This is a genomic window from Microcystis sp. BLCC-F210 (assembly GCF_042134685.1).
Classification (GTDB): Bacteria; Cyanobacteriota; Cyanobacteriia; order Cyanobacteriales; family Microcystaceae; genus Microcystis; species Microcystis aeruginosa_D.
Map to the genome: position 1 here is coordinate 2,876,818 of NZ_CP169647.1, position 11,800 is coordinate 2,888,617.

11 protein-coding genes and 1 pseudogene are annotated in these 11,800 nt (G+C 42.3%); 5 read left to right on the forward strand and 7 right to left on the reverse strand.

All coding sequences use genetic code 11. The features are described from left to right. Positions 1–25 precede the first annotated feature (25 nt). Both ACE3JL_RS13845 and ACE3JL_RS13850 read right to left on the reverse strand, forming a co-directional pair. Positions 26–343, reverse strand: a complete 318-nt coding sequence (locus ACE3JL_RS13845) for a P-II family nitrogen regulator (protein WP_271988885.1) — start codon at positions 341–343, stop codon at positions 26–28. 73 nt (positions 344–416) lie between these two features. After that, entirely contained in the window at positions 417–1,397 is a 981-nt protein-coding gene (locus ACE3JL_RS13850; RefSeq protein WP_271956409.1) for a sodium-dependent bicarbonate transport family permease, read from the reverse strand. Positions 1,398–2,108: 711 nt separating this feature from the next. On the opposite strand from ACE3JL_RS13850, the gene rimI reads away from it, so the two are divergent. The 5 genes from rimI to ACE3JL_RS13875 all read left to right on the forward strand — a co-directional run bounded on the left by rimI (position 2,109) and on the right by ACE3JL_RS13875 (position 6,598). Continuing rightward, on the forward strand, positions 2,109–2,687 hold the full coding sequence (gene rimI / locus ACE3JL_RS13855) for a ribosomal protein S18-alanine N-acetyltransferase (protein ID WP_375327730.1): 579 nt from the start codon (positions 2,109–2,111) through the stop codon (positions 2,685–2,687). Positions 2,688–2,725: 38 nt separating this feature from the next. Next, a complete protein-coding gene (locus tag ACE3JL_RS13860; RefSeq protein WP_271988887.1) occupies positions 2,726–3,916 on the forward strand; it encodes a glycosyltransferase family 4 protein in 1,191 nt (396 codons plus the stop codon). A gap of 114 nt (positions 3,917–4,030) precedes the next feature. After that, complete coding sequence (locus ACE3JL_RS13865) at positions 4,031–5,296, forward strand: glycosyltransferase family 39 protein (protein WP_271988888.1); 1,266 nt, start codon at positions 4,031–4,033, stop codon at positions 5,294–5,296. Positions 5,297–5,377: 81 nt separating this feature from the next. After that, a complete protein-coding gene (locus ACE3JL_RS13870; RefSeq protein WP_036388153.1) occupies positions 5,378–5,995 on the forward strand; it encodes a CP12 domain-containing protein in 618 nt (205 codons plus the stop codon). A gap of 96 nt (positions 5,996–6,091) precedes the next feature. Further along, a complete protein-coding gene (locus ACE3JL_RS13875) occupies positions 6,092–6,598 on the forward strand; it encodes a DUF1269 domain-containing protein (protein WP_002764962.1) in 507 nt (168 codons plus the stop codon). 159 nt (positions 6,599–6,757) lie between these two features. Here ACE3JL_RS13875 and ACE3JL_RS13880 read toward each other — a convergent pair whose 3' ends face one another. From ACE3JL_RS13880 to ACE3JL_RS13900, 5 genes and pseudogenes are all read right to left on the reverse strand, one after another. Beyond that, positions 6,758–7,789: a GntR family transcriptional regulator gene (locus ACE3JL_RS13880; protein WP_271988914.1), complete on the reverse strand. Its 1,032-nt coding sequence runs from the start codon at positions 7,787–7,789 to the stop codon at positions 6,758–6,760. A gap of 266 nt (positions 7,790–8,055) precedes the next feature. Continuing rightward, entirely contained in the window at positions 8,056–8,766 is a 711-nt protein-coding gene (locus ACE3JL_RS13885; protein ID WP_375327731.1) for a lysophospholipid acyltransferase family protein, read from the reverse strand. Positions 8,767–8,878: 112 nt separating this feature from the next. Beyond that, the gene (gene prfC, locus ACE3JL_RS13890) at positions 8,879–10,513 is read right to left on the reverse strand and encodes a peptide chain release factor 3 (RefSeq protein ID WP_375327732.1); all 1,635 of its coding nucleotides are present in this window, start codon (positions 10,511–10,513) and stop codon (positions 8,879–8,881) included. A 59-nt stretch (positions 10,514–10,572) separates the two neighbouring features. Then, positions 10,573–10,812 carry a hypothetical protein gene (locus ACE3JL_RS13895; protein WP_375327733.1) on the reverse strand — a complete coding sequence of 80 codons (240 nt, stop codon included), beginning with the start codon at positions 10,810–10,812 and terminating at the stop codon, positions 10,573–10,575. 639 nt (positions 10,813–11,451) lie between these two features. Continuing rightward, positions 11,452–11,553: pseudogene (locus tag ACE3JL_RS13900) on the reverse strand (IS5/IS1182 family transposase); the annotation flags it as partial. Positions 11,554–11,800: the final 247 nt, after the last annotated feature.

Sequence of the window (11,800 nt, forward strand, 5' to 3'; positions counted from 1 at the left end):
AAAAGATCTTTCTCCTGACTGAGGTCTAATGAGTTAGCCATTGGGCCGTAGTTACAACAAAAATTCCGCCAGCTTTTTTTAAAAAAGGCTGGATTTTGTCGATCAGATGATCGAGTTGTTTGTCACTATTACAAACCGTCATAATGTAGCTACCACTGTAATCACAATCGAAGTCATCACAGGATAAACCTCGATCGCCTTTTCCCGAAGCATTGCCAAGAACGGTATAACCGGAAACTCCGACAACATCAAGAACGTTTAAGGTTTCTTCCAGAAAAGCATGACTAACAATTATTTCTACTTTTTTGACAGTTTGTAGGGAAGGATGAGGGGATTCAAGCATGGTAGTTAAGTACAAAAAGGACAAGTGAAATAGAAAAAATTTGACAGGAATTATTTAAAAACCGCCGGGCCTTTTAGACTCCACAGCCAATGATTTTAATCATCTCTAGGTACAGAGGAATACCGATGATGATATTGAAAGGAAAAGTTAAAGCCAAGGCCATAGAAACGTATAAACTAGGATTAGCTTCAGGAACAGTCATTCTCATGGCCGCAGGAACAGCAATATAAGAGGCACTAGCACACAAAACAGCGAATAATAAAGCATTGCCCTGTTCAAATCCGAGAACCTTAGCGATGAGAATCCCCACCATCGCATTGATAACGGGAATGAACACCGAGAAACCGATGAGAAAAGAACCAGTTTTACCTAATTCTCGGATTCTTTTCGCCGCCACTAATCCCATATCAAGAAGAAAGAAAGTTAACGCACCATAAAAAATCCCTTGAGTGAAAGGTTGCAATTTTTCCCAGCCTTTTTCCCCCGTGAGCATACCAATAATAACACTACCGACTAAGAGAAATACCGAGCCATTTAAAAAGGCTTCATGTAGAACCTTTGACCAAGAAAACGCTTCTTCTTGGCCATTTTTCTCTTTAAAGACTCGCACCAAGATTAAACCCACTACAATCGCCGGCGATTCCATTAAAGCTAAGGCAGCCACCATGTGACCGCCATAGGAAATATGAAGTTTTTCTAAAAAAGAACTGGCGGTGATGAAAGTAACGGCACTAATGGAACCATAGGCTGCTGCGATCGCTGCCGCATTGGCACTATCGAGTTTAATTTTCAGGATAAAGAAAGTGTAAATGGGAACGATGCAAGCCATAACCACAGAGGCAATCAAAGTTAAAGCGATTTGGTTATTGATGCCACTTTCCGCTAGTTCATAACCTCCCTTGAACCCAATCGCCATCAACAGATAGAGAGAAAAGAGTTTAGGCAGTGGTTGCGGAATCTCTAAGTCGGATTTAAAAAACACTGCCAGCATTCCCAAGAAAAAGAACAAAACCGGCGGATTGAGAATATTGAACAGGATTAAGCTGCCATCCATAGGTTTGTGTACATTGAGTTATTTCAATCTATACTATTCGATTTTGAGAATACTGAGAAAATGATAATTACTCGCAGCCAGAAATACGTTAGTCTCTATCATACTTTGTGCTTTTTGTCAAAAAAACTTTTTTTTTGCAATAAAACTACACAAAAAAAAGATCATCGTTGTGGGTGAAATTGACTGATTTACCCGTTTTAATTAGGATCACTTTCTAGGTGTGACAAGGGTTTCAACTATTGCTGCCCAAAAAAGCACAAAACAGCCCATTATGAAATTCTATCAAATCGCTGTAACCATGATAACGTCGTTGTTAAATAAAAATCTTTCTCAATTAATTCTTAAGAATTTATAAATATTGCGAAATGTTAATTTAAATATTCTCAAGTTTTTGCAGTCAATAAATAATTTTTGCTTATCTTTGTCGGAAAATAGAACTCCTGCAAAAATCCAACATCTACCATTGTGTTAGAAGTCAGGAGATAGGAGACAGGTTTTAGGTGTTGGGGGTTGGGTTTTTGGGCTTCGGCCGTGAGCTCAGGCTTCGACGGTGAGCTCAGCCGAACCGCCGAACGGGTTTTGGGGTTTTAGTTCAATTTCCCCACTTCCCCACTTCCCCACTTCCCCACTTCCCCAATTCATAATTCATAATTCATAATTCATAATTCCCCCACACCCCACACCCCACACCCCTCTCCCGTTCCCCGATCAATGCCAAAAATCCAGATTAAAACTCCAAAATCCCCACATCTTGCCGCCATGGTAGCCCTTGATCGCTGCAGTCTCGGCGGTATTTGGACCCTATCTGGTTATGAACGGGAATTAAACAACCCCAACAGTGAATTATTAATTCTTACCCTGGACCAGGAGGAGGAAACCCTAATCGGATTAGCTTGTTCTTGGGCAATTCTCGAAGAAGCACATATTACCCTCCTGGCAATTTATCCGGACTATCAAAGACAAGGATTAGGAAAACTGCTTCTCTACAAACTGCTTGAGAAGGCTGTACAAAGACAACTAGAAAGGGCTACTCTAGAGGTGAGGGTGTCGAACCAGTCAGCGATCGCACTCTATAAACATTTTGGCTTCCGCGTCGCTGGAGAGCGGAAAAATTATTATTCGCAAACTGGTGAATCAGCCCTAATTTTCTGGCGCAACGATCTACAAACGGCCGCTTTTCAGGAACAATTAAACAAGTGGCGCCAAGAAATCCTCTCAAGACTGGCGCAGGGAGATTGGCAATTAGAGGAAGAAATCAGAGCCAAAATAGATACCATGGGGGTGTCATGATTACCTACAAGCTTAAATCAGGTCGAGGTTAGGGAAAAATGAGGATTTTAGTGTTAGCGTGGGAATTTCCACCGCGATTAGTGGGCGGTATTGCCCGTCATGTCGCTGAACTCTATCCCGAAATCGTCAAACTCGGTCATGAAGTCCATTTAATCACGATCGAATTTGGTCAGGCCCCCAGTTATGAACTGGTGGAAGGTATTCACATCCACCGCGTCCCCGTACCCCCCGGCAATGACTTTTTCCATTGGGTGGTCAACATGAATAACAGCATGGGACAAGAAGGCGGCAAAATAATCGCCGAATACGGAAAATTTGACCTTGTTCATGCCCACGATTGGTTAGTAGGGGATGCAGCCATCGCCCTGAAACATCTCTTTAAAATACCCCTGATTGCCACGATTCACGCCACGGAATACGGACGTTACAACGGACTACACACCGACACCCAACGCTATATCGCCAGCAAAGAGGGAACCCTCGTCTATAATGCTTGGCGCGTTATCGTCTGTACCAGCTATATGCGTCATGAAGTCCATCGAGCTTTGGGCGCACCCTGGGATAAAATCGATGTGGTTTATAACGGTATTCGGGCCGAGAAAAAGCAAAGAGACCCTAACTTTGATTACCGAGCTTTTCGTCGTCAATATGCCGAAGATTACCAAAAAATCGTCTATTACGTCGGGCGCATGACCTTTGAAAAGGGGGTTTCGGTGTTACTCAACGCTGCCCCAAAAGTCCTCGCTCACACCGAGGCTAAAACTAAATTTGTCATTATCGGTGGCGGCAATACCGACAAACTCAAACAACAGTCCTGGCATCTCGGTATCTGGCATCATTGTTATTTTACGGGCTTTATGTCCGATGAAAACCTCGATCGCTTTCAAACCGTGGCCGATTGTGCCGTTTTTCCCAGTCTTTACGAACCTTTTGGCATTGTCGCCCTGGAAAGTTTCGCCGCTAGGGTTCCCGTGGTAGTTTCCGATACCTGCGGTTTTCCCGAAGTTGTCCGTCATGGTCAAACGGGAATTGTCACCCGGGTCAATAATCCCGATTCCCTCGCTTGGGGCATTTTGGAGGTTTTAAATCATCCCGAATACGCCCACGAATTAGCTAATAACGCCTACAAAGACCTAGAAAAACGCTTTCATTGGGCGAATTTAGCCCGTCAAACCGAGACAGTATATGGTTTGGTCGTCCAAGAACGACAATTGGTAGAATGGCGTTAATCAGGGAGCGGTTTTTCAGCCGTCAGCCATCCTGAAGCCGTCCCGATTTTCTTCTGGACAAACCTAATTAACTAGAGCATAATCTTAGGAAAGTAATTTCCTCGACACAAAATTATGAATATGTTGAAAATGACTAAGGATTTTAATCCCGCTCAACTAGCAAGTGTCCTGGTCAATTTCACTGGTTTTGTGGTTTTATTGGCCTGTGTACTTCTTTCTCCCCATGCTCTCGTTTATGATGAAGTTTATCACTTACCGTTAGTAGATTTATTAAATCAATACGGTTTATCCTATCGATTCTTACGCGGTACAGGACAATCAGCCCCAGGTCCCTTATACCCGATAATTCATGATATCTTTCAGCCCTTGACCAATTTGGAAGCTCCTGCCATTAGATTGGTTAATATTCTTCTTTTATTACTGTTAATTTTAGTCCTGAGTTTAACCCTGCAAAAAATTTTCAAAATTCCCCAGCCACTGGTCTCTAGTTTGACAATTATGGGCCTACCGATGATTTGGGTGATTACGGGCATGGCTCTCACGGAAATCCCTGCTATGCTCCTGGCAACCTTAGCAGTTTTCTTGATATTTATAGCTCTAGAAAAAATTGAAGATAACCAGCAAATGAGCTTAGGAATAGCCGCTATGAGCGGATTATGTTTAGGGATGGCAATCCTAGGCAGACAAACTTTTCTCGTTTTAGTATTTATCTTGCCAATACTAACAATTAGTTCCTCAAAAAAATCTTGGCAACCTTTACTATTATGCTGGTTAACTTCTGGAATTTTACCCGCTATTGTTTTTAGCGTGTGGGGTGGATTAGTTCCCCCTGGTCAAAGTTCATTATCTTCTGGATATTCTCTGGTAAACGGATTTCTTTCCTTTGCCTACACCGGTCTTTTATTATTTATCCTCGCTCCCAAATGGTTCAGCTTGAATAAGGTGATAATAATATCTGTCCTGTTCAGCAGCTGCCTAGGCAACGCTCTCTTTAAAATCCTTTCTATTCGTCCAGCCTACCACGTTTTCAAGAAAATTATTCCCGATCCTACTTGGCTAAGTTTCTTTTTCTATTTAGCTTCCTCCTGTCTACTTGCCTTTGGCATTCTTTTTCTGATTGCCAGCCTCAACAATTGCCGAGATCACAATAAAGATAGTAAATTTCTATTTTTAAATGTTGCCGTGATCATAGTTGCCGCCACAGCTTTTAGAATTACCCATTATTATTCGACTCGCTATACAGCTACAGCTATTCCATTCTTGATCCTGTTAGCCCAGTATTATACCAAAGATAACTATTTCAAGGTGGCCCGCTTATTGCTGGGGAATATTGTCGGCTGTTTGATGTTAGTTTCTTATTTTTTGCGTCCTTGGAACTAGAAATCTTGCCAGATGAGATTCTTTGATTTTTGACAAGGATATACCTTAAAATAACAAAGGCACAACTTAACTTCTCCAAATATGACTATGAAAGCAGCTGAAATTATGACCACGGAGGTGGCCAAGATTAAAGGTTCTGAAACCGTTGCCAAAGCGGTGCAATTGATGAGAGAAAAGAACATTAGAACTCTCATTGTCGATCGCCGTCACGATGAAGATGCCTACGGAATTATCACTGAAACCGATATTGTCTATAAAGTCGTCGCTTTCGGTCAAGATCCGCAAAAAGTGCGCGTCTACGAAGTGATGAGCAAACCCTGCATCGTGATTAATCCCGACCTCGGTGTTGAATATGTGGCCCGCTTATTTGCTAATACCGGTATTCGTTTCGCACCGGTAATTAAAGGCGGTTTGCTCGGTGTTATCTCTGTTAGTGACATTCTCCATAAAGGTAACGCCGTCGAAAAGCCCCGCAGTCTTGATTTAGAAGCGGAGATTATCAAAGCTAGAGATATTGCCCGGGCAGTCTGTGCGGAAAAAGGCGGAAATTCTCCCGATTGTGCCGCAGCTTGGGATGTTGTTGAGGAATTACAGGCAGAATTGGCACACCAACGCGCTAAAAAACCAGAAAAAACCTACTTTGAGGAATACTGTCAAGAAAATCCCGATGCTTTTGAAGCGCGTATCTATGACACCTAATCGTCATGGTTTTCGGTATTCTCCGATACCTCAAACTTTTTAATCCGGCAAAAGTAGTGTATAAAGGTTTTATTTGCTAATAATCGAGGAAAAACTATGGCTGATCTATTTGTCATCGCCTATGAGGACGAATTTAAAGCGGAAGAAGTTCGTTTAACTTTGGCTAAACTGCAACAGGAACATCTCATCGAATTAGAAGATGCTGCCGTAGTGGTTAAAAACAAAGATGGCCAGATTAAACTCAAGCAAGCAGTCAATTTAACGGCAGCAGGAGCCGCTAGTGGCAGTTTCTGGGGGTTATTAATCGGAATACTCTTTTTATCCCCTTTATTAGGGGCCGTCCTCGGTGCTGCCGGTGGTGCTTTGGGAGGTGCTTTAAGTGATATCGGTGTGGATGACAATTTTATGCGCGAATTGGGAGAAACCCTGCAGCCCAGCACCTCTGCTCTCTTTGTTCTCGTCCAAAAAGTTACCCCCGATAAGGTCCTCGATGAAGTGGCCCCCTACGGAGGTAAAGTGTTACGCACTTCTTTGACCAAAACCGACGAAGCTGAATTACAGAAAGTTCTCGACCAAAGAGGTGTTAAACCCGAAACCGTTTAGGATATGAGTCCATAAAAGCTAGAAAAAGGGAATATATTTCCCTTTTTGCTTTTTTAGGAAATTTGCTACTCTCATGAGGTAAGCTGTTCCTAATTTAAATTGCTTGTTGAGACGGGACAAGATGCAACCCCCACGAAAAACTTTTTCAGCAGACCCTACTTAACCACCTAATCCTAATTCTCGTCTGAGCAATTGAATTGATTTATCCCCAATATAATTATCACTACAGATAATTTCTGGCAGACGAATTAAATCCGATCGCACTTCCTTAATCAGATTTTTAATTAAAGTATAACTCGCTTGATCACTGATAATTGTCTGGGAGGTTCTGGCTAAAACTCTTAACTTATCCGTTTCATGAATTTGAGCGGACATAACTAATAAATCATCGCCCCGTAAACTATGAATTAAAATTTCGGCCACCTTAATAATACCAGTGCTAATACTGACAATTCCTAAACGGCTATCGGTGGGTAATTTTTTGATTAATGCCAATTCTTTGCTGTAATCGTAGATATCGATGGGAATGACTCGCAGGTGAAAAGGAGCAGCAATTTCCTCCGCCACACTGATAAAATAGCGACTGGTGACAACAGTGGCAGATTTAGTATTGGCTAAAACTTGGGCTAAATCCTCCATTGCCACTAATTGGACGGGAATTTTGAGGGATTGCTCTAATTCTCTCAACATTAGTTCTCCTGCACCCAAATCGTGACGGGGAATGGTGACAAGAACTTGAGAACTACACTGCGATCGCCAATCGATTTCCGCCAGTAATAACTCGCGAATTTGCTCTAAAGTTAAACCTTGAGCGAGAAAACTAGCTAAACTCTGGTGAATTAGTCGGCCTATTTCTGGATTTTGTTCCAATAGGGGCGAACCGGATAAATTATCGCTTTCATGCCTGCGAGCCTTGACATAAATCCCCGAACCTGCTATGGATTCTACTAACCCATCGTCTTCCAGTTGTTGATAAATTTTACTTATCGTATTACGGTGTAATCCCGTGATCATAGCTAGTTGACGGGTACTAGGTAAACGATGGCCCGGTGGATATTGACGAGAGGCGATAGCGAAGCGAATTTGGTCAAATAATTGCTTAGAGGCGGGGATTTCACTGTCTGGCTGGATTTGGAACTGCATCGGATCACTTCGCTCACAAACTACTTTCGCTGATGCCCATTCTATCATTAGACCCCCTGCAACCATCGGACATTTTCACGGATATGAAGGGTTTCCGAGGCAGTATTTAGGAGCCAGAAGCAGCAAAAACCAAGATGTTATACTAAATCCGTTGAGTAACGCACAGAAAACGGGTTTCTCCGAGAAACCCGTTTTCTACTCATGGACTAATAACCAGATTTAGTATTATTTATTTAAACTAGAAAAGCCCCTTTTTTGCTGAAAAATAGTTAAAACAATAATTTTCACTTTTGCGGTAGATAGTCAACAGCTGATTAAGGGGATTGATCCTCGTGGAGAAGTTTTAGGCGATCGCTCAAGGTTTTGGTTAAGCGGACAGTTTCCCGTTTTAGCGAATTTTGTTGATAATCAAGCACATTAATCCCTTGACCGATATTTACTGTCGCTTCACTTCCCCATCCGGGGTAAGGCTGATTATAACTAATGCTTACTGGCAAAATCTTGATATCGGTATCGGGTTTCATCGTCTTGACTTCCAACGCAATCCGCGCTACTCCCGGTTTAAGGGGATGAACCAGTTGATCGCGACAGATACCCCCTTCCGGAAAAATCGCCACCATTTCCCCCGCGGCCAAAAGTTCGACACTATGCACCAGACTACCCATACCGGGGTGATCGGTGTTGACGGGAAAACCCCCCAAACGTCGGATAAACCAACCTTGTACCCCTTTCATCTCGTTAGCGGAAACCATAAAGCGCAAATCCCGTCCACTAACTAAACGTCCCACTGCGTAGGGTAAAATCAAGGCATCCCAACGAGACCGATGGGTAGGTGCCAAGATGACACCTCCCGTTAGGGGAATATTTTCCCGGCCCGTCACCGTTATTTTGCTGAAAAAAGCTGGTAAAACTAGATAATTTCCCAGAAAATAACAAAAGCGAATTAAACAGGGATTAATTCGGGAATTGACAGCAGGAATTTTTCTAATGGTGAGGGACTCGTCAACGATAGTGCTTTGAGACATCCGAGTGTTAGGAAAGATCGAGACTTTCTGACCATTTCTACTTTAGTGTAGTTGTCTGGGGGGTCGCTATCTTGTCCTGACCAGTTCGGCAATTGTCTTGGGGGATTAATGGTTAGGATTGCGGTTCTACTCCCGATCCTACTGGTGCGATCGAGTTTAATTGCAAAGAGGGATGATCTTCTTTAACTTGCTGTAAATTCCACTCATTTTTGAATAATAAGACGGGACGACCCCAATAATCTTTGACAGTTAAAGTGTTAAAGAGTTTACCGGCTTTTTCTAAAGCAGCCCACCCCCCGGCTACCCAACGGGCTAAACTATAGGCTAGGGGTTCGAGAGTAGTTTCGACTCCGTACTCGCTTAAAAGACGGAATTGCACCACTTCAAACTGTAATTGACCGACAGCGGCTAAAATCGGGTCGCGTTTAAATTCATCGATCGAGGATAATATCTGTACGGCCCCTTCTTCCTGTAATTCCGAGACTCCTTTTTGAAACTGTTTGAACTTGGAAGGGTTAGGATTTCTGAGATAGGCGAATAATTCCGGAGAAAAACAGGGAATACCTTCGTATTCGAGCTTTTTACCCATATAAATCGTATCACCGATCGCAAAGACCCCGGGGTTATTCAATCCGATCACATCTCCGGGATAAGCTTCTTCAATAACTGCGCGATCTTGGGCAAAAAGTTTCTGAGGACGGGATAAACGGATAGTTTTACCAGTTCTAGCGTGGTTTACTACCATATCCTTCTCAAATTTCCCCGTACATACCCGCACAAAGGCTACCCTGTCCCGATGTTTGGGGTCCATGTTTGCTTGCAGTTTGAAGACAAAACCGGTGAAATCGGGATAGGTGGGATCAAGGACACCGAGGGAGGAATTGCGTCCTCTGGGTAGTAATCCATAGTCGAGGAAGGATTCTAGGAATAATTTCACCCCAAAATTGGTCATGGCGCTACCAAAAAAGATCGGGGTCATTTCTCCCGCGTGAACTGCTGGCAAATCCAATTCTGCACCCAATTCCGAGAGCAGTTCTATATCCTCTTTTAACTGGTAATACAGGTCTTTTTCGAGATAATCCTCAATTTTGGAGTCGCCAAGCTCGATCACGGTTTCCTGCGCCTCCTGAGAGCCGTGGGAGCGACGTTCAAACAGGTGTATGGTCTGGGTGGCACGATCAAAAACTCCCCGAAAGCGATCGCCAATTCCGATCGGCCAATTGACGGGATAGGTTTGTAATCCTAATTCTCGCTCGATTTCGTCCAATAAATCTAGAGGTTCGCGGCCGGGGCGATCCATTTTGTTAACAAAGGTAAAGATGGGTAACTGGCGCAGTTTGCACACTTCAAAGAGTTTTCTCGTTTGGGGTTCCAAACCTTTGGCCGCGTCGATTAACATCACCGCATTATCGGCAGCGGCTAGGGTACGATAGGTATCTTCGCTAAAATCTTGGTGGCCGGGAGTATCGAGGAGATTAATCTGAAAATCACGATAGTCGAACTGTAAAACCGTGGAAGTAATCGAAATTCCCCGTTGTTTTTCCATTTCCATCCAGTCGGAAGTGGCTTTGCGTTGGTCGCGTCTTGCTTTGACTGCACCCGCTTGATGGATTGCACCCCCGTATAGTAACAGTTTTTCGGTCAGGGTAGTTTTTCCCGCGTCAGGGTGGGAGATAATGGCAAAATTTCGCCGTTTTTCAAGGACGGCTTCGCTGTTTTCTAGTTCTTTTTCAATTTCGGTCGTCATTCTAATTTCGATCGCTTTCCTATCTTTCTATTCTAGTTTAGATGGGGAGTTAGATATCTTTATGGCTCTGATTCTAGGTTAAACTCAATCTGGCTCTGTAAAACCATTTCTGCAATTACCGCTCCTCCTTTACCTTGAGCTAAAACCCGCTCAAAACGGTTGATTAATTCGGGAATATTGATCACTTCCTCTACAGATTCTAGATATCTTTCGACAATTGCCCTGATCTTGTGTCTTATCTTAGCTTGCTCTGCAACTTTTTCTAAAATTTCCTCGCAAGTCTGCTCGGTTTTAACCACAAGATTAATGGGATGTTTTTGCGCTTTATCAATAGAGCTGTTGCAAATTACTTATATGTTATAGTGATAGGCTAACTAATTTTCTCCCAAAAATTAGTTATAGCGGTTCCTATTCGCAAGCGTTACATTATTGATGTTGAAAAGTTTAATTGGCAAAGGTTTAATTGTGCCACAAAGTGTGAAAACTCCTCTAGTTGTTACACTTAAGCTGAATAAAAACCTGAAGTTTTTATTTTGAATCAAAACTTTTTAGATATGCTTTAATTGGGTGATTACCCTAAATCTGGTTATTAAAAACTGATTCTTTATTGTACCTTTTGCCTCTCCTAATATGCATCCTATATGGGAGCATCTCACCTTTGCAATAAGCATAAATACTTAGTAGAAAAATAGGCTTTTCGAGGGTAATTCTTGTTTTAATTCTCCATGTACGCGGTCTTTAAAAGCCTCTATTTCGTTCCAAGACACGATTAAGAGTGGCTTTTAAGCTAAGTATAATTACTCATCGCGTAAGTGAGATGCTCCCTCCTATATCCAAGGAATTTGGTATCAAAAATTATTTGTTTAAGTAGCACAAAATATCTCAATTTTTATAATTGATAATAAATTTCCCTTGACTTGATTAATGTTTGGCAACTTTTAAGAAGTTGTTATACCTATGCCTAAATTACAGTTATAAATCAGGTTAACTCTTAAATTATATCTTCGACGATGATTCCGATATTTACAGGATAAGATTTTGGTTCTTCCGAACTTACACTGTAGAAAATTCCCCAAGCTCCCTCTCTGTCCAGCAATGCTCTAAAGTTGATAAATATCAATCTAACAAAAACTCAAAGCCTTGCTGTACAAGCTCTACAAGCATGAGTTGTTAATATTTTCACATGACAGATTCGGTAGAGCCAAGATTTTAAAGATTTTGAGTTTCCGATAAAAATGTTACAAATTACATGGATACGCTAAAAAAAGTTAATGGGTGCATCCATTG